This is a genomic window from Agrococcus versicolor (assembly GCF_039531815.1).
GTDB classification, from domain to species: Bacteria; Actinomycetota; Actinomycetes; order Actinomycetales; family Microbacteriaceae; genus Agrococcus; species Agrococcus versicolor.
In genome coordinates this window covers 313973-331381 of record NZ_BAAAQT010000008.1, presented here as the reverse complement: position 1 = coordinate 331381, position 17409 = coordinate 313973, and the positions used below count along the sequence as shown (strand labels likewise).

Sequence of the window (17409 nt, the reverse complement as noted above, 5' to 3'; positions counted from 1 at the left end):
CGTCCTCCTGTGCGTGGTCGAGCGCTCGGCTCGGTCAGTCGTAGTCGTAGAAGCCCGCGCCGCTCTTGCGGCCCAGTCGCCCCTCGGCGACGAGACGGCGCAGGAGCGCGGGCGGGGCGAAGCGGGGGCCGAGCTCGCGCTCGAGCTGCTCGGCGATGCCGAGGCGCACGTCGAGCCCGACCACGTCGGTCGTGCGCAGCGGTCCCATGGGGTGGCGGTAGCCGAGCTCCATGGCGGCGTCGATGTCGGCGGCCGACGCCACGCCCTCCTCGAGCATGCGGATGGCCTCGAGGCCCAGCATGACGCCGAGGCGCGAGGAGGCGAACCCGGGGGAGTCGCGCACGGTGACGGCAGCCTTGCCGAGCGCCTCGACCCAGCCCTGCGCCGCCGCGACGACCTCGGGGTCGGTCGCGTCGCCGACGACGACCTCGACGAGGCGCGACGCGGGCACGGGGTTGAAGAAGTGCAGGCCGACGAAGCGCGCAGGGCGCGCGAGCGCGGCGGCGAGGGAGCCGACGCCGATCGACGACGTGTTCGTCGCGAGCACGGCGGATGCGTCGAGCACGGCCTCGGCGCGTGCGAGCGCCTCGGCCTTCAGCGCGGGATCCTCCGGCACGGCCTCGATCACGAGGTCGCAGCCGGCGAAGGCGGCGGCGTCGGTCGCCGTGGCGAGGGCTGCGACGAGCGTGGCCCGGTCGGCTTCGAGGCCACGCTGAAGCGAGCCGTCGATCGCGCTCGCGACACGCTCGGCTGCAGCGGCTGCAGCCTCGTCGTCGCGCTCGACCACCGTGACGTGCGCGCCGGCGACGACGAAGGCGTGCGCGATGCCCGCCCCCATGCGGCCGCCTCCGAGCACGCCGACGCGCGCGGGCACGCCGCTCATCGGTTCGCCTCGGCGCTCGCGCGCGCAGCCTTCGACGGGCGCTCGAGGAACTCGGTCATGCGGCGCTCCTTCCCGGGGCTCTCGAACAGCACGGCCTGCTCCTCGCAGTCGACGCGCGGATGCTGGTCGCGCGGCGCCGCGAGCGCACGCTTCGTCGCGCGGACGGCCTGCGCGTCGAGCGTCGCGATGCGCTCGGCGGTCGCGACGGCCTCCGCGAGCGGGTCGTCGACCACGCGCGACACGATGCCCAGGCGGAGCGCCTCGTCGGCGTCGACGATGCGCGCCGTGAGCAGCAGGTCGGCAGCGACGGCGTGCCCGGCGATCTCGGGCAGGCGCCACGTCGCTCCCGCCGCGGCGAGGATGCCGAGGCCCGGCTCGGGGTTGCCGAGGCGCAGGGTGGGGGAGGCGATGCGGATGTCGGCGGCGAAGGCGAGCTCGGCGCCGCCGCCGAGCGCGAAGCCCTCGATCGCGGCGATCACCGGCATCGGCAGCGCGTGGACGCGGGCGAAGGCCGTCGCGTTGATGCCGCGCAGGGCGTCGGCGGCGCGGCGCTCGCGCAGCTGCGCGATGTCGGCGCCTCCGGCGAAGACGCCACCGGCGCCCGTGAGCACGAGCGTGGCGGGCGCCGCCTCGAGCTCGTCGCACAGCGCGTGCAGGTCGTCGATCGTCGCCTGGTCGATGGCGTTGCGCCGCTCGGGGCGGTCGAGCGTCGCGAGCACGTACGCAGCGTGGCGCTCGACGCGCAGCGCGCCGCTCACGAGCCCGCTCCCCGAGGTGCGAGCGAAGCGAGCCTCGAAGGGTGCGCGACGTCTGGGCGCCCTTCGAGACGGCTGCTCGCTGCGCTCGCGGCCTCCTCAGGGACCGGGATGGCGCTGCTCGCTGCGCTCGCGGCCTCCTCAGGGAGCGGGATGGCGCTGCTCGCCGCCTCCCTCGGGGCCGGGGTGGCGCTGCTCGCCGCCTCCTCCGGGGCCGGGGTGGCGCTGCTCGCTGCCTCCTCCGCTCCCTGAGGTGCGAGCGAAGCGAGCCTCGAAGGGTGCGCGACGGTGGGGCGCCCTTCGAGACGGCTGCTCGCTGCGCTCGCGGCCTCCTCAGGGACCGGGATGGGGCTGCTCGCTGCGCTCGCGGCCTCCTCAGGGATCGGGATGCGGCTGCTCGCTGCGCTCGCGGCCTCCTCAGGGGCCGGGATGGCGCTGCTCGCTGCGCTCGCGGCCTCCTCAGGGACCGGGATGGCGCTGCTCGCTGCGCTCGCGGCCTCCTCAGGGACCGGCATGGCGCCGCTCACCGCACACGCTCCAGGATCATGGCGGTGCCCTGGCCGACGCCGACGCACATCGTCGCGAGGCCGCGGTCGGCGCCCTCGCGCTCCATGCGGCCCAGCAGCGTCACGACGATGCGGCAGCCCGACGAGCCGAGCGGATGCCCGAGCGCGATCGCGCCGCCATCCGCGTTCACGATCTCCGGGTCGAGCCCGAGCCGACGGATGCTCGCGAGCCCCTGCGACGCGAAAGCCTCGTTGAGCTCGACGGCGCCGATGTCCTCGATCGAGAGCCCGGCGCGCTCGAGCGCCTTGCGGGTGGCGGGGACGGGTCCGAGGCCCATGATCTCGGGCTCGAGCGCCGCAGCGACGCCCGTGACGATGCGCGCGCGGGGCGTGAGGCCGAGCCGCTCGACGGCCGCCTCGCTCGCGACGACGATCGCCGAGGCGCCGTCGTTGAGCGACGACGCGTTGCCGGCCGTGACGACCGAGCCGCCGGGCACGACCGCGCGCAGGCCCGCGAGGGTCTCGAGCGAGGAGTCGCGACGCGGGCCCTCGTCGACCGAGACCTCGCCGGTGCGCGTGGGCACCGCGACGATCTCGTCGACGAACCTGCCTGCGTCGATCGCCGCGATCGCGCGCTCGTGCGAGCGCAGGGCGAAGGCATCCGCATCCGCACGCGTGATGCCGTCGATGCGGGCGACCTCCTCGGCCGTCTCGGGCATCGAGAAGACCGCCTTGTCGCGCGCGGCGAGGCGGGGGTTCGTGAAGCGCCAGCCGATCGACGTGTCGAACGCCTCGCCGGGCTTCGCCCACGCGCGCTCGGGCTTCGCCTGCACCCACGGTGCACGCGTCATCGACTCGACGCCGCCCGCGACGATCACGTCGGCGTCGCCGGCGCGGATCGCCTGCGACGCGAGCTGGATGGCGGACATGCCGGAGGCGCAGAGCCGGTTGACCGTGATGCCGGGCACGTCGTCCGGCAGGCCCGCGAGCAGCACGGCCATGCGCGCGACGTTGCGGTTGTCCTCGCCGGCCTGGTTCGCGGCGCCGAGGATGACCTCGTCGATCGAGGAGCCGTCGAGACCCGCCCGACGGACGGCCTCGCCGACGACGAGGGCTGCGAGGTCATCGGGCCGGACGGACGCGAGCGCCCCGCCGTAGCGACCGATCGGCGTGCGCACGCCGCCCACGAGGTATGCCTCGGGCATCCGTCCTCCTCGACACGCTGCGGTCGGAGGCGCGGGATCGCGAATTCCTGACCGTTCGTTCAGGAATGGTATCGCACCCCGTCGGTGCGGTGCCAGCCGCACGGTGCCGCGTGCCGCCGGGGGCTGTCAAGGGCGCGCGCCCGGCCCCGTCCGGTTCCTAGCCTCGTGGCACCGCAACCAACGATCACGGGAGGCATCACCATGGCCCAGCTCGACGGCAAGAAGGTCGCATTCCTGCTCACCGACGGCTTCGAGGACTCGGAGCTCACGAGCCCCTGGGAGGCCGTGACCGGCGAGGGGGCGACCGCGACCCTCGTCAGCCCGAAGGACGGCAGCGTCGAGGGCAAGAACGGCCACAGCCAGGCCGTCGACCTCGCGGTCGCATCCGCGAGCGCCGAGGACTTCGACGCGCTCGTGCTGCCCGGCGGCGTCGTGAACGCCGACCACCTGCGCATGGACGAGGCATCCGTCGCCTTCGCCGGCGCCTTCTTCGACCAGCACAAGCCCGTGTCGGTCATCTGCCACGGCGCGTGGATCCTCACCGAGGCCGACGCCGTGCGCGGACGGACGCTCACGAGCTACCCGAGCCTCAAGACGGACCTCGTGAACGCCGGCGCCACCTGGGTCGACGAGGAGGTCGTCGTCGACCAGGGGCTCACGTCGAGCCGCACCCCCGACGACCTCGATGCCTTCAACGCGAAGACGATCGAGGAGATCTCCGAGGGGCAGCACACGGGCCAGTCGCGCTGACGCGCCCAGCGACGAGCGGCGGGGTGGGCCGCATGGGGGCGGCCCGCCCCGCCGCTCCTGCATGACGCGGTCCGCGTGAGCCGTGAGCGTCGCACCCGCCGCGCACGACGAAGGGGCCGCCTGGATCGCCGGGCGGCCCCTTCGTCATGCGTCGAGCGTCAGCGCCAGACGATGGGCTGGCCGTCGTAGTCCGCGTACGGGGTGTCGTACGCCGCGTAGATCGCGCCCCCGAACTCCTGGCCCTCGCGCGTCGCGACGATGATGCACGTCGTGTGCACGGCGCCGGAGTCGACCTCGGGCTCGATGGAGGCGGTGTCGCACGGGGCGAAGTCGCCGAACACCGAGATGCTCTGCAGGCCCGTGCCGTTCGCGTCGACAGCCTCGAAGTCGGTGTAGATCGAGTTGAAGGCGAGCTCGGCCGTGGCCGGCTCGAGCTTCGTCAGCTCGATGTCGACGTACATCGGCTCGTACCCGACGAGCTGGTCGATGAAGTCCTGCTCGAGGCCCGCCGCCTCGAAGTCGGCGATCGAGCCCTCGCGCACGCCCGTCACCGTGACCGAGACGAGCTGCGCGCCCTCGCCGAGCGGATCCCACGAGATCGTGGCGGGCTCGCCGAACGCGAGCTCGGTGCCGGGGGCCGTCTCCTCGCCGGCGACGGCCGGTGCGGACTCCTCGGCCTCCTCCGACTCCGTGGGCTCTGCGCTCGTCGCAGGCGCCGACGTCGCGGGCGGCGCCGACTCGACGGGGGCTGCCGGCGGCTGGGGGATGCAGCCGGTGAGGCCGATCGCCGTCGCGGCGGCGAGGGTGACGAGCAGGGGTGCGCGGCGTGCGGGCATGGGGAAGGCTCCTCGATCTTGGGGGATGCCTCCACCGTAGGGAGGGCGCGCTGGACGTCGCCTGCAGCCTCCCTGACCGTCAGGTGAGGGATCCGCACGGCACGTCCCGCCCGCGTTGTCCAGCGCAGGCGCGGCCTCCGTGGCGCCGATAGCGTCGACGCATGCCCGATCGACAGGACGTCCACCAGGCCACCGGCGCCGCACGGCAGGCCGCCGGCGACGCCGAGCGCCATGCCTCGCGCCTCGAGCGCAGCCCCGTCATGCGCACCCTCGCCCGAGCGGGCCACGTCGCGAACGGCCTCGTGCACCTCGCGCTGTCCGGCGTCGCCGTCGCGGTCGCCGTCGGCGCCGGCGGAGGATCGGCCGACCAGGGCGGTGCGATGCAGTCGATCGCGTCGACGCCCCTCGGAGCCGTCGTCGTCTGGGCGATCGCCGTCGCGATGATCGCCCTCGCCGTCTTCGCGCTCCTCGAGGGCGTCGCGCAGCGTGCGAGCGAGGGTGCGAAGGCGCTCGCGAAGGGCGTCGGCAAGGCCATCGCGTACGGCGCGATCGCCGCGACCGCCATCTCGACCGCGACCGGCAGCGGCGGCGGGGGAGGCGGCGACCAGCAGGCGCAGTCCGTGACCGGCACGCTCATGGCACAGCCGTTCGGCCAGGTGCTCGTGGGCATCGTCGGCGTCGGCATCGCCGCGATCGGCATCGGCTTCGTCGTGCAGGGCGTGCGGCGCTCGTTCGAGAAGCACATCTCCCCGCCCGCATCCGCACGGAAGGCCGCGCGCATGCTCGGCACCGTCGGCTACGTCGCGAAGGGCGTCGCGATCGTCCTCGTCGGCCTGCTGTTCGTCGTCGCGGCCGTCACGCACGACGCCGGCCAGGCCGGCGGCCTCGACGACGGCCTGAAGTCGCTGCAGGAGCTGCCCTTCGGGCCGATCGTGCTGCTCGTCGTCGCGCTGGGCATCGGGGCGTACGGCATCTTCTCCATCGCGCGCGGCGTCTGGACGTCGAAGCGCTGACGTGCTCGACGCGGCGTCGGGGCGGGATGCCGCGCTGAGGGATGTGGCGGGTGGCGTCGGGGCCGCCGACCGCGGCGCGCCGGCGACATGCGCGGCTGAGCGGGTCGGCGTGGATCCCTCGTACGTGGCGGGTCGCTCAGCGGGGCATCTCGCCGCGTGAACGGTGCGTCAGCGGCGGCGGCCGCGCATCGCCGACCGCAGACCGGTCGGGGGATGCGGTCGGCCGCGCGGATCCGTCGGCCCTGCGGCGGGTGCATCCGCGGCGTCGGGCACCGTGGCGTTCGGGACGTCGCCGTCCGGCATCGCGTGCTCGCCGGGCGCTGCGTCGCCGGCCTCATCGTCGCTCGGCGCGAGGCGTGCGCCAGCGAGCGCCTGCAGCCGGGCGTCGAGCGCGCCCAGGTCGACGGGTGCGTCACCGAGCTCGCGACCGAGGATGCGCAGCACGCGTGCGGCCGTCTCGGCGTCCTCGGGCGTGATGGCGGCCGCGATGCGCTCGCGCACGGCCGCGTCGCCCTGGCGTTCGCGCGCGCGGGCGACGGCCCGGGCGACCTGCTCGACGAGCAGCTCGAGCGCGGGACTCCTGGGTGGGGGCATGGCCATGGCGCTCCCTTCCGCCTCCACCCTCCGCCGTCGGCCGCTCGGCGTCAATCCCGCCCGCGTCGATGCCCCTCCGCGTCGATGCAGCTCCGCGTCGATGCAGATCCGCGTCGACCGCGCCCCGGCGTCGATCGCACCCGAGTCGATCCAGCACGGCGCAGCCGCCACGCCGGCCGCGGGACCGCGCACGTGGCTAGGCTCGTCGCGTGCTGCTCAGCGACCGCGACATCCGTGCCCGTCTGGACTCCGGCGACCTCGGCCTCGACCCGTTCGACGCGTCGATGATCCAGCCCTCGAGCGTCGACGTGCGCCTCGACCGCCAGTTCCGGCTCTTCGACAATCACCGCTACCCGTTCATCGATCCGTCGATCGACCAGCCGGAGCTCACGCGGCTCGTCGACACCCCCGACGGGGAGGCGTTCATCCTGCACCCCGGCGAGTTCGTGCTCGGCGCCACCTTCGAGCGCGTCTCGCTGCCCGCCGACGTCGCCGCGCGCCTCGAGGGCAAGTCGTCGCTCGGGCGGCTCGGGCTGCTGACGCACTCGACCGCAGGCTTCATCGACCCCGGATTCTCGGGGCACGTGACGCTCGAGCTCGCGAACGTGTCGACCCTCCCGGTGAAGCTGTGGCCAGGGATGAAGATCGGCCAGATCTGCTACTTCCAGCTCACGAGCCCATCGGAGCACCCGTACGGCACGGGCGAGAACAAGAACCGCTACCAGGGCCAGCGCGGGCCGACGGCGAGCCGCTCGTCGGCCTCGTTCCACCTCACGCCCGTTCCGCCGGCGCCGCTGCCCGAGTCGTAGGAGCGAACAGCTCGGCCGGTCCCGCTCGCGGTCGACCGGTCACGTCCTGCGCCGAGTGGTCCAGATCTGGACCGTTCGACACGCGAGTGGTCCAGATCTGGACCGTTCGACGCGTCTCGAGCGCAGATGTCGACCGTTCGACGCAGAGAGTGACCGCTCGAGGTCTGAGTGGTCCAGATGTGGACCAATCGACGCGTCTCGAGCGCAGATGTCGACCGGTCGACGCAGAAGGTGACCGCTCGAGGTCTGAATGGTCCAGATGTGGACCACTCGATCGGCCGCGGCGCCCTCACGGCGCGATCGGCGTCACCGTCCTCGTCGCAGCATCCCAGCGGCGGATGGCCACGCCCGTGGCGACGATCTCGCCGCCGATCAGCGGCAGCGCGCGCTCGAGGTCGGCGAGCCGCAGCCGTCGTGCGAGGGTGACGTGGGGCGTCCAGGTGCCCGGAGCGACGTGATCGACGTCGTCGCCGGCGCCCGCCGCCTCGAGCACCGCGGAGTGCAGCGCCAGCAGCGCCGCGGAGGGCACCACCGACCGCACGAGCACGCGCCGATCTCCGTCGCCGAACAGCATCGGGGCGCCGAGGACGAGCGGCAGCGGCACCGCTTCCGGCGGCAGCTCCGGCGGCTGCGCGAGCCCGCCGCGGCGCGCGAGCAGCGTCACGTGCGGCCTGTTCGACGGCGACGTGTGCGGCGCCATGCTCGAGACACCCGCCTGCGCGAGCGCATCCCACTCGGCGCGCACGAGCGCCTCGGCATCGGCGTCGAGCAGCAGCTCGAGGCTCGTGATCGGGCTCGGGTCGCGCGGCTGGTCGTCCACGGCTCCAGTCTGCCTCCGGCCCGAGGCGCGCACGACGAGGGGCCGCACCGTGCGGTGCGGCCCCTCGGATGGGTGACGGTCGTGCCGTGCGGCTCAGGCGCGAGTGCGGCCCTCGCGCAGGTGCTCCGCGCGGACGGCACGCGCGATGGTGCGCAGGGTGCGCATCGTCGCCTCGTGGTCCGCGTGGCTCACGTGCTCGGCCATCGTCCGCTCGACGGCGTCGCGGCCGGCGCGATGCTCCGCGGCGGCCACGAGGCGCGCCGTGCGCAGGATGCGTCGGTCGAGCCGACGCGGCCGGCCGTGCATGCGCTGCGAGCCGTGCTCCGCGGACCCGTGACGGTGCCCGCAGTGGCCGGATGCGACGCGCTCGTCGCGCGAACCGTGCTCGCCGAGCAGGCCGTGCTCGCCGAGCAGGCCGTGCTCGCCGCGGTGCTCGCGGCGCGCGTCGTCTCCCGAGCGCCGGCTGCGCCCGTCGGACGGGCGCTGCCAGCGGTGCTCGCGGCGGGCGCCGGGCTCACGGGCAGGGCCGTGCTCGCGGTCCTCGACGTGCGCATCCGGTCGGCAGGACGGGCGCTGCCCGCGGTGCTCGCCGTGCGCATCGCGTCCCGCGAGGGAGCGGCGTCCGCCGCGGTGGTCGCCACGGCGGTGCGCGTGGTGGGTGTCCCGCTCGCCGTCGTGGCGCGGGTGGCCGCAGCGGCGCTCGTCGGTCGCTGCGGGGTCGATCTGGTCATGGGTGTCGTGGCTGGTCATGGGTTCCTTCGCTCTGAGCGTGTCGAGATGCCGGGCGCCGTGGTGGCGTCGGGTCCGCGTCGCCATGGGTGGCGTCCGAGCGGACCTGTCCTGTCGCATCGAGTGCATGTCGTCGTACATGCATATGTAGGATGACATGCATGTGCCCTCCACGTCAAGCATCGGAGCCGGACGACGCCGCCTCCGCGGTCGCCGACGCGCTCGACGCCCTCGCGATCCTGCGGCGCGGGCGAGGGCTGCCGGGCGGTCCGGACGGTCCCGGGCGCCGTCCCGCGCCGTGGCCGTCGCGCGAGCTGCACCGGGGATCGCACGGCTCGCGCCAAGCAGGCGGCCGCGACGGCGGCCGCGACGGCGACGGTGCACCTCGCGACGGCGCACCTGCCGAGGGCCGCCCGGGACACGGGCGACCGAGCCACGGAGACCACGACCACGCCGATCCCCGAGCAGAAGGCGCAGGCCGAGGCCCAGGGCCGCGCGGGCGAATGCTCGCGGTGCACCGCGCGCTCACCGTGCTCTCGAGCGCGGACCAGCCGATGTCGATCACCGATCTCGGCACCGCGATCGGCATCGACCAGCCGCGCGCATCCCGCGTCGTGCAGATGCTGCAGGCCGAGGGGCACGTGCGCCGCGAGAGCGATCCGTCGGATGCGCGCCGCACGCGCATCGCCGTCACGGCGAAGGGGCGCGCGCACGCCGACGCGCATCGCGAGCGCCGCGCCGCTCCCGTCGCGGAGGCGCTCGAGGCGCTCGACGCCGACGAGCGCGCGCAGCTCGCGCACCTGCTCGCCCGCCTCGTCGAGGCCTGGCCGCGCGCCTGACCGGCCCGCCGGGCATGGAATGCGCCCCCGGCGAGGTCGTTGCACCCGGTGAGGGCGCCGCTACCACGCAGCCCCGCACGAACGACAGCCGCGGCCCCCGAGCCGCCCGAGATCACGAGGAGGGTGCAGCATGGGGAGCATGCGCTACGGATACAAGGCCAGCGCCGAGCAGTTCACGCCCGCGGAGCTCCTCGACCTCGTCGTCGAGGCCGAGCGCGTCGGATTCGACTCGGCCTTCATCTCGGATCACCTGCAGCCCTGGCGGCACGAGGGCGGCCACGCCCCGAACGCCCTCACGTGGCTCGGCATGGCGGTGGAGCGCACGAGCACGATCGTGCTCGGCACCTCGGTGCTCACGCCCACGCTGCGGTACCACCCCGCCGTGATCGCGCAGGCGTTCGCGACGCTCGGGCAGGTGCACCCCGGCCGGTTCATCCTCGGCGTCGGCACGGGCGAGGCGCTCAACGAGCACGCGATCGGCGTGCCCTTCCCCGAGGGTCCCGAGCGCTTCGCGCGCCTGCGCGAGTCGGTGCGCCTCATCCGCCAGCTGTGGAAGGACGACCTCGTCACCTTCGAGGGCGAGTACTACTCCACCGACGGCGCGACGATCTACGACAAGCCTCCGGGGCCGATCCCCATCTACGTCGCCGGCGGCGGCCCCGCGACGACGCGCTACGCCGGGCGCGTGGCGGACGGGCACATCTGCACGTCCGGCAAGGGCGACGCCTACTACCAGGAGACGATCATCCCCAACCTCGAGGAGGGGATCGAGAAGGGCGGCCGCGACGGCGCCGACGTCGATCGGATGATCGAGATCAAGGTGTCGTACGACCGCGATCCCGAGCGCGCGCTCGAGAACACCCGCTTCTGGGCGGCGCTGTCGCTCACGCCCGACCAGAAGCAGTCGGTGCACTCGCCGACCGAGATGCAGCGGCTCGCCGACGAGCTGCCCATCGAGCAGGTCGCGAAGCGCTGGATCGTGTCGTCCGACGCGCAGGAGACGGCGGACGCCATCCAGCACTACGTCGACCTCGGATTCACCCACCTCGTCTTCCACGGCCCCGGTCAGGACCAGCAGCGGTTCCTCGACCAGTTCGCCGAGGATGTCCTGCCACTGCTGAAGAAGGGAGCATGATGCAGATCACGATCATCGGAGGCCACGGCAAGGTGGCGCTGCTCACGGCGCCCCTGCTCGTCGCCGCCGGACACGACGTCCGCTCGATCATCCGCAACCCGGAGCACGAGACCGACGTCGCCGCCACGGGCGCGACGCCCGTCGTCGCCGACGTCGAGTCGCTCGACGTCGCCTCGCTCACGGGCCTGCTCGAGGGCTCGGATGCCGTCGTCTGGACGGCGGGCGCCGGCGGAGGCTCGCCCGAGCGCACGTTCGCGGTCGACCGCGACGCCGCCGTGCGCACCATGGAGGCCGCGCAGACGGCTGGCGCGCACCGGTACGTGATGGTGTCGTACTTCGGCGCCGGACCGGACCACGGCGTGCCCGCCGACTCGTCGTTCCGCGCATACGCGGATGCGAAGACCGAGGCGGACGCCGCGCTCGAGGCGTCGAGCCTCGACTACGTCGTCCTGCGCCCGTCGGCGCTCACGCTCGACGCGGCGACGGGCGCCGTCGACGTGCGGCAGCTCGACCCCTCGGTCGAGTCGGGCGAGATCGCCCGCGCCGACGTCGCCGCGCTCATCGCCGGCGTGCTCGCACGCCCGTCGCTCACGCGCGCCATCGTCGAGGTGAACGGCGGCTCCACGTCGATCGACGAGGCGCTCGACGCCCTCGCGGGCTGACGCAGCCGCATCCACGGAGCACGACGCCCCGCCGCACCCCCTGGGAGCGGCGGGGCGTCGCCCGTAGTCTGGGCGCGTGCCGACCGCCCCGGAGACCCCTGCCGAGCACGCCTCGACCGAGCCCCGCGCATCCGCGCCTCGCGCCTCCGAGCCCGGTGCCGCCGGCCGCGAGACGGACGGCCGCGAGACGGACGGCCGCGAAGGGCCGACGCCCGCCACCACGCATCCGCTCGCGATCGTGCCGGCGGCGCTCGTGTCGCTCTCGGCCGTCGTGCTGTTCGGCTTCCTCGAGACCATCCCCGGCTACATCATCCTCGTCGCCGGCGTGCTCGGCGGCGTGCTCACCGACCGCGCGGGGCTGTCTCGGCGCCTCGGCGCCGATCTCGCCGTCATCGCCGCGAGCCTCACGGTCATCAGCCTCGTCGAGCTGCGGGCCGACGTGTCGTGGGCGGGCTTCGCGCGGTTCACGCTCGTGCTGGGTCTCGCCCTCGTCATCCCGTTCGTCGTCACGCGCTACGTCTACCGGGAGCGGTCGGTCGCCTTCCCCTGGCGCGGCGGCCGGTGGACCCGAGCGCAGTGGACGTACGTGGGCGTCGTCATCGTGCTCGCGTACCTGATCCTCCCGTTCTACTTCCTCGGCTCCGGCGTGTACCGCAACTGGCCCGAGCTCGCCGACGGCGGCGAGGTCGCGCGCTTCCTCGTGGGCGTCAACGCCGTGGGTCTGTGGGACGAGCTGTTCTTCATCTGCATCGTCTTCACGCTGCTGCTGCGCCACTTCCCCTTCTGGGTCGCGAACGTGCTGCAGGCGACGATCTTCGTGTCGTTCCTGTGGGAGCTCGGCTACCAGTCGTGGGGTCCGCTGCTCACGATCCCCTTCGCGCTCGTGCAGGGCCTCATCTTCCGGCTCTCGAAGCGCAACCTGCTCTACGTCGTCACGGTGCACCTGCTGTTCGACGTCGTCGTCTTCCTCGCGATCGTCGCCGGCCGCATGCCCGAGCTGCTCTGGATGTTCCCGCTCGCCGCGCCGCTCGTGCGCTGACGCAAGCCCCTCGATCCCTCGGCGCGTCCCGGCGTACCGTGCCGTCATGGCCATCGCACGCAAGCCCGAGATCGTCGTCGACTGCCCCGACCCGGGCACGCTCGCCCGCTTCTACGCCGCGCTGCTCGACTGGGAGCACACCGCCGACGCCGACGGCTCCTGGGCCGAGGCGTACGGCGAGGGCTCGGCGCCCCTCTGCTTCCAGCGCGTCGACGGCTACCGCGCGCCCGAGTGGCCAGGGCAGGAGCATCCGCAGCAGATGCACCTCGACGTGCGGGTCGACGACATCGCGGCGGCCGAGCCGCAGGTGCTCGCCCTCGGCGCCACGCTGCACGAGATGCAGCCGAGCACCGACGGCGGCTTCCGCGTCTTCGTCGATCCCGCGGGGCACCCGTTCTGCCTGTGCCGCGCGAGCGCGGACGACGCGACCGCCTAGGACTCCGACCAGACGCCGAGCTCGTTGCCCGCAGGGTCGGCGAAGTGGAAGCGGCGCCCGCCCGGGAACGCGAACGGCGGCACCGTGATCGTGCCGCCCGCTGCGCGCACGGCCTCGACCGTGGCGTCGAGGTCGTCGGAGTAGAGCTGCACGAGCGGGCGCGCGTCGCCACGCGCGATGCCGCCCTGCTCTCGCCCCTCGCCGGCGATGCCGACGTAGTCGGGGCCGTAGTCGGCGAACGACCAGTCGAACGCGCGCTCGTAGAAGGCTCGCGCGGCCGGCAGGTCGGGTGCGGAGAGCTCGACGTAGTCGATGGCGTGGTGCGTGTGGGCGGCGGCGTCGCTCATGGGTCCTCCTCGGTGGTGGCGCCATGGTGGTGCCCACCACCGACACGCGCGCCTAGGCTCGAGCGGTGACGAGCATCATCCTCGACGTGGACACCGGCATCGACGACGCCCTCGCGATCGCGACGGCGGCGCGCAGCGACTCGATCGACCTCGTCGCGTGCACAGTCGTCTGGGGCAACGTCGACGTCGAGCAGGGTGCGCGCAACACGAGCCAGATCCTCGCGCTCGCGGGCCGTGCCGACGTGCCCGTCGCCGTGGGCGCCGCCGGCCCGTACGGCGGTGGCGACGCGTGGTACTCGGCGCACGTGCACGGGGCCGACGGCCAGGGCGGCTGCGCGGACCTCGACCACGTGCCCGCGCTCGCCGACGAGTCCGCGGTCGAGACCATCCTTCGCGCCAGCCACGCCGTCCAGGACCTCGAGCTCGTCGCCGTCGGTCCGCTCACGAACCTCGCGCTCGCGCTCGACGCCGATCCGACGCTGCCCGAGCGCATCCGGCAGGTGACCGTCATGGGCGGCGCGGTGCTGCGGCGCGGCAACGTCTCGGAGTTCGCCGAGGCGAACATCCATCACGACCCCGAGGCCGCCGCGCGCGTGCTCGAGGCGGCGTGGGAGGTCACGCTGGTCGGTCTCGACGTCACGACGTCCTCGATCATCACCGACGACATGCGCGCGCGGCTCGCCGCGGGAGACGCCCTCGGCAGGCAGCTCGCCCGCATGCTCGACGGCTACATGGACTTCTACGAGCCGCTGCTGGGCATGCGCGCAGCGCTCAACCACGATGCCGTGGCGCTCGGGATCGCGACCGGACTCGTGCGCACGACGCGCTCGCCGCTCGCGACCGTCACGGTCGACTGCTCGGACGGACCCGAGCGCGGGCGCACCCGCGCGACCCTCGAGCTCGTCGACGGAGCATGGCGCGACGAGCCCGAGGCGAGACACCGTGTCGTGCTCGAGGTGGGGTACGGATTCGAGGAGCAGATGGTCGAGCTCATCGCAGGTCCTTCGACATCGGAAACGACCGGAGAGTAGGCTCCTGCTCGCCACGGAGTCCCACGGACCCACCAACCGATGCCGCTGGCCGGCGAAGGCATGGGAGGAGCGAGCGATGCACGTGCGAGAGGTCGGTGCTGCCGCGGGAGTGAGCGTCGCGCTCGTCAAGTTCTACGTCCGCGAGGGCCTGCTGCACCCCGGCGTGCGGGAGTCCGCGAACAGCACCTCCTACGACGACTCGCATGTCGCGAGGCTCCGTCTCATCCGCGCGCTCGTCGAGGGCGGTCGCCTGCCGCTCGCCGCGGTGGGCGAGCTGCTCGACGCCATCGACGACGACACCCTCCCCATCGACGTCGTCGTCCGCGACGCGCATCGCGCCGTCGCTCGCGTCGACCACTGCCCGTCGGAGCGGGCGCTCGCGCTCGTCCGCGAGGCCGCCGAGGCGAACGGCTGGCTCGTGAGCGACGACAACCCCGGCATCGCGCAGTGCGCCGCCGTGCTCGACACCGCGCTCGCCGTCGGCCGCGAGGACGTGCGCGAGATGCTCGACGTGTACGCGGAGCCCGTCGAGCTCATCGCGCGCGAGGACCTCGCCGCCGTCGGCCGCGCGGCCGAGACCCGCGTGCGCATGGCCGAGACCGTGATCCTCGGCTCCGTCTTCGGCGACGCCATGCTGCTCGGGATGCGGCGCATGGCGCAGGAGCACCTGTCGCGGGCGAGGATGGCGGGGTCCGCCGACGCCGAGCGGGCCGAGCACGATCGACCCGCGCACGATGCGCAGGACGACGAGACGACCGCGCGCCGCACGCCGCGGCCCGGCGGCGGCTCGCACGACCGCGCGGCCGCGGCCGACGCGTAGACCCGCGCGGCGGATCGAGCGCAGGGCCGGCGGCTCGAGCCCGCGCGCGGCGGATCGAGCCCGCGGTCGACGCCTAGGGCCCGCGGTCGACGCCTAGAGCCCGCGGGCGACGGCCGCAGCCGCGCCGAGCCAGGCGCGTCGCGTCTCGGGGCGCAGCGCGCCCAGGCGCAGGTGTCCGTCGACGAGCCCCTGGTCGAAGGGGATGCGCACGACCTCGCGAGCGAGCGGACCGTAGCCGCCGATGACGCCGTCGACGTCCTGCCTCGACGCCTTCGGGTCGGCCTGGCTCACGACGACGACCGAGCGCTTCGCGAGGATCGCCGAGCGCTCGTCGCGCTGCGCGAGCGCCTCGAGCAGCAGCGCGCCCGCCTCGGCGTGGTCGGCCCTCGTCGTGGTGGCGACGACGATCTGGTCGGCGTGGTCGATCATGCGCAGCCACATGGGGTCGGACTCGTCGTTGCCGGAGTCGATGACGATGAGGCGGTAGTACTTCGACGCGACGGCGTGGATGGCGTCGACGTCGCCCGGGTTGACGCGGTTCTCGTGCGCGAGCCGCATGGGCTTCGAGCGGAGGACGTCGAACTTGTCCTGCGACTGGTGATGCACGAAGCTCGCGAGGTCGGCGGACTGCGCCCCGACGCCCAGCAGGCGCTCGGCCTGCGGCAGCAGCTCGAGGAGCGTGGCCTCGTGCGGCCCGCGCTCGGTGCGCCAGCCGAGCGTGCCGCGCGTCTGGTTGTTGTCCCATGCCAGGACCCCGGCCCCGCCGAAGTGGGCGAAGACCGCCGAGAGCAGCACGGTCGTGGGCGTCTTGCCGGCGCCACCCTTGCCGTTGACGACCGCGATGGTGCGCGGACCGGGCCAGTGCTGGCTCACGGCGCGCTCGTCGGCGCGCTCGGCGAGCTCCTCCTGGCTCGGCGTCATCTTGAGGCCCATGCGCGTCATCGCGCCGCGCAGGCCCTGCTGCGCGGGCGCGTCGCGCTGGCTCGCCTCGAGGAACGAGTGGCGGCCGTCGGCGGTCATGGGGCCGGTCAGCTCGCCGGGCGCGTAGCCGGGCTGGCGCTCCTGCTGCTGGGCGGCGGGCTGCTCCGCGGGCGCCTGCGGCATGGCGGGGATCTGCGGCTGCGGCACCTGCGGCACCTGCTGCACCGGCGCGGCGTACGCGGAGGGCGCGGGCGTCGAGGCGACCTGGCCGGGCTGGTAGGCGGGCTGCGCCGGCGCGGCGGCGGGGGCGCTCGGCACGGAGGCGATGGGACGGTGCGCGGCGGGTGCCCGCGCGACGGTCTCGTCGAGCAGCGGGTCGTATCCGGGCACCGACTCGATGGGTGCCTGCAGCGGCACGGAGGGGGACGGCTTCGGGGCGGCCGTCTCGACGAGTCGCGACGACGCGATGGTGTCGTCGAGCGACGGCTCGAAGGAGGGCAGCGCGGGCGAGGCCTGCGGCTCGGGGGCGGGCTGGGCCGCATGCGTGGCGGGGAGCTCCTGCGCGCCGTGCTGCGCCTCGGGCTCCGGTGCGGGCTCCGGCTGCGGCGGGGCGGGCGCCTCGGCCTGCGCTGCGGGCGCGGGTGCGCTCGGCGCGGCGGCGGGCTCGGGCGCGCGGACGGCGGTCGACTCGAGGTCGTCGAGATCCTGGAGGTCGTCGCGCGAGGCGAGCGTCGCATCCTCGACGCGGTCGACGGATCCCGTCTGCCCGAACGACGGCACGGATGCCACGAACGGTGCGGCGGGCGGCGCGCTCGGGGCTGCGGGCGGCACGGGTGCGGCGGGCGTCGACGGGGCGGAGGCGGGCGCGGCAGGCGCCGGGGCGGGCGCGGACGCGAGCGGCGGCGTGGTCGGCAGCGGCTCGGGCGAGGGCGGCGGCGCGAGCTGGCGCACGTCCGTCACCGACCCATCCGGGTGCACCACGATGTCCCAGTCGCCGTCGGCACCCGTGATCGAGACGCCGATGGGGCGTCGCAGCGCGGCGGCGAACTCGGCCGCGTGCGACACGATCGCCGTGCGCGTCTGCGGGAACCCTCCCCGCTCGAGGTGCCGGTGGGTGCCGTTGACGTCGAGCACACCGGACCCGTCCTGGCGGATCTCCGCGCGGATGCGCGTCTGCGGCACGATCGGATCGCTCACGGACCCCTCCAGACCTCGGACATTCCGCGATGAGGCTACTCGCTCCGCGAGCTCCGAGCCTGGACGCGGGTCGGGAGCGGCG

At 74.3% G+C, this 17409-nt stretch carries 19 protein-coding genes; 10 read left to right on the top strand and 9 right to left on the bottom strand.

Features of this window, described 5'->3' with window-relative positions:
• Positions 1-34 precede the first annotated feature (34 nt).
• From ABD249_RS13990 to ABD249_RS13980, 3 genes are all read right to left on the bottom strand, one after another.
• On the bottom strand, positions 35-883 hold the full coding sequence (locus ABD249_RS13990) for a 3-hydroxyacyl-CoA dehydrogenase family protein (RefSeq protein ID WP_344344608.1): 849 nt from the start codon (positions 881-883) through the stop codon (positions 35-37).
• The gene (locus ABD249_RS13985; RefSeq protein ID WP_344344606.1) at positions 880-1641 is read right to left on the bottom strand and encodes an enoyl-CoA hydratase/isomerase family protein; all 762 of its coding nucleotides are present in this window, start codon (positions 1639-1641) and stop codon (positions 880-882) included. The genes ABD249_RS13990 and ABD249_RS13985 overlap by 4 nt, the downstream gene beginning before the upstream one ends.
• 520 nt (positions 1642-2161) lie before the next feature.
• Entirely contained in the window at positions 2162-3349 is a 1188-nt protein-coding gene (locus ABD249_RS13980) for a thiolase family protein (RefSeq protein WP_344344604.1), read from the bottom strand.
• A gap of 201 nt (positions 3350-3550) precedes the next feature.
• Between ABD249_RS13980 and ABD249_RS13975 the strand changes: the two genes are divergently transcribed.
• Positions 3551-4099: a type 1 glutamine amidotransferase domain-containing protein gene (locus ABD249_RS13975; protein WP_344344602.1), complete on the top strand. Its 549-nt coding sequence runs from the start codon at positions 3551-3553 to the stop codon at positions 4097-4099.
• A 158-nt stretch (positions 4100-4257) separates the two neighbouring features.
• On the opposite strand, the gene ABD249_RS13970 is transcribed toward ABD249_RS13975, so the two are convergent.
• Entirely contained in the window at positions 4258-4935 is a 678-nt protein-coding gene (locus tag ABD249_RS13970; protein ID WP_344344600.1) for a hypothetical protein, read from the bottom strand.
• A 161-nt stretch (positions 4936-5096) separates the two neighbouring features.
• Here ABD249_RS13970 and ABD249_RS13965 point away from each other — a divergent pair, with 161 nt between their 5' ends.
• The gene (locus ABD249_RS13965; protein WP_344344598.1) at positions 5097-5948 is read left to right on the top strand and encodes a DUF1206 domain-containing protein; all 852 of its coding nucleotides are present in this window, start codon (positions 5097-5099) and stop codon (positions 5946-5948) included.
• Positions 5949-6116: 168 nt separating this feature from the next.
• Here the strand turns inward: ABD249_RS13965 and ABD249_RS13960 are convergent, their stop codons facing one another.
• Positions 6117-6548: a hypothetical protein gene (locus tag ABD249_RS13960; RefSeq protein WP_344344596.1), complete on the bottom strand. Its 432-nt coding sequence runs from the start codon at positions 6546-6548 to the stop codon at positions 6117-6119.
• A 203-nt stretch (positions 6549-6751) separates the two neighbouring features.
• Between ABD249_RS13960 and dcd the strand changes: the two genes are divergently transcribed.
• Entirely contained in the window at positions 6752-7351 is a 600-nt protein-coding gene (dcd, locus tag ABD249_RS13955; protein ID WP_344344594.1) for a dCTP deaminase, read from the top strand.
• A gap of 289 nt (positions 7352-7640) precedes the next feature.
• On the opposite strand, the gene ABD249_RS13950 is transcribed toward dcd, so the two are convergent.
• Together ABD249_RS13950 and ABD249_RS13945 are read right to left on the bottom strand one after the other, a co-directional pair.
• Positions 7641-8171, bottom strand: a complete 531-nt coding sequence (locus ABD249_RS13950; protein WP_344344592.1) for a 2'-5' RNA ligase family protein — start codon at positions 8169-8171, stop codon at positions 7641-7643.
• Positions 8172-8264: 93 nt separating this feature from the next.
• On the bottom strand, positions 8265-8921 hold the full coding sequence (locus ABD249_RS13945; protein WP_344344590.1) for a hypothetical protein: 657 nt from the start codon (positions 8919-8921) through the stop codon (positions 8265-8267).
• A 491-nt stretch (positions 8922-9412) separates the two neighbouring features.
• On the opposite strand from ABD249_RS13945, the gene ABD249_RS13940 reads away from it, so the two are divergent.
• The 5 genes from ABD249_RS13940 to ABD249_RS13920 all read left to right on the top strand — a co-directional run bounded on the left by ABD249_RS13940 (position 9413) and on the right by ABD249_RS13920 (position 13011).
• Positions 9413-9739 (top strand): MarR family winged helix-turn-helix transcriptional regulator, encoded by a 327-nt coding sequence (locus ABD249_RS13940; RefSeq protein ID WP_425546344.1) that lies wholly within the window; start codon positions 9413-9415, stop codon positions 9737-9739.
• 130 nt (positions 9740-9869) lie between these two features.
• Entirely contained in the window at positions 9870-10874 is a 1005-nt protein-coding gene (gene fgd, locus ABD249_RS13935; RefSeq protein ID WP_344344586.1) for a glucose-6-phosphate dehydrogenase (coenzyme-F420), read from the top strand.
• A complete protein-coding gene (locus ABD249_RS13930) occupies positions 10871-11536 on the top strand; it encodes an SDR family oxidoreductase (RefSeq protein ID WP_344344584.1) in 666 nt (221 codons plus the stop codon). The genes fgd and ABD249_RS13930 overlap by 4 nt, the downstream gene beginning before the upstream one ends.
• A gap of 76 nt (positions 11537-11612) precedes the next feature.
• Positions 11613-12575, top strand: coding sequence for a CPBP family glutamic-type intramembrane protease (locus ABD249_RS13925; protein ID WP_344344582.1), 963 nt, complete (start codon positions 11613-11615; stop codon positions 12573-12575).
• Between the two features lie 46 nt (positions 12576-12621).
• Positions 12622-13011, top strand: a complete 390-nt coding sequence (locus ABD249_RS13920) for a VOC family protein (RefSeq protein WP_344344580.1) — start codon at positions 12622-12624, stop codon at positions 13009-13011.
• On the opposite strand, the gene ABD249_RS13915 is transcribed toward ABD249_RS13920, so the two are convergent.
• Positions 13008-13358 (bottom strand): VOC family protein, encoded by a 351-nt coding sequence (locus tag ABD249_RS13915; RefSeq protein ID WP_344344578.1) that lies wholly within the window; start codon positions 13356-13358, stop codon positions 13008-13010. The two genes, ABD249_RS13920 and ABD249_RS13915, sit on opposite strands and share 4 nt — an antisense overlap.
• A 65-nt stretch (positions 13359-13423) precedes the next feature.
• Between ABD249_RS13915 and ABD249_RS13910 the strand changes: the two genes are divergently transcribed.
• Positions 13424-14389, top strand: coding sequence for a nucleoside hydrolase (locus ABD249_RS13910; protein ID WP_344344576.1), 966 nt, complete (start codon positions 13424-13426; stop codon positions 14387-14389).
• A 76-nt stretch (positions 14390-14465) separates the two neighbouring features.
• Positions 14466-15209, top strand: coding sequence for a MerR family transcriptional regulator (locus ABD249_RS13905; RefSeq protein ID WP_344344574.1), 744 nt, complete (start codon positions 14466-14468; stop codon positions 15207-15209).
• Between the two features lie 93 nt (positions 15210-15302).
• Here ABD249_RS13905 and ABD249_RS13900 read toward each other — a convergent pair whose 3' ends face one another.
• Complete coding sequence (locus tag ABD249_RS13900) at positions 15303-17327, bottom strand: AAA family ATPase (protein WP_344344572.1); 2025 nt, start codon at positions 17325-17327, stop codon at positions 15303-15305.
• Positions 17328-17409 lie beyond the last annotated feature (82 nt).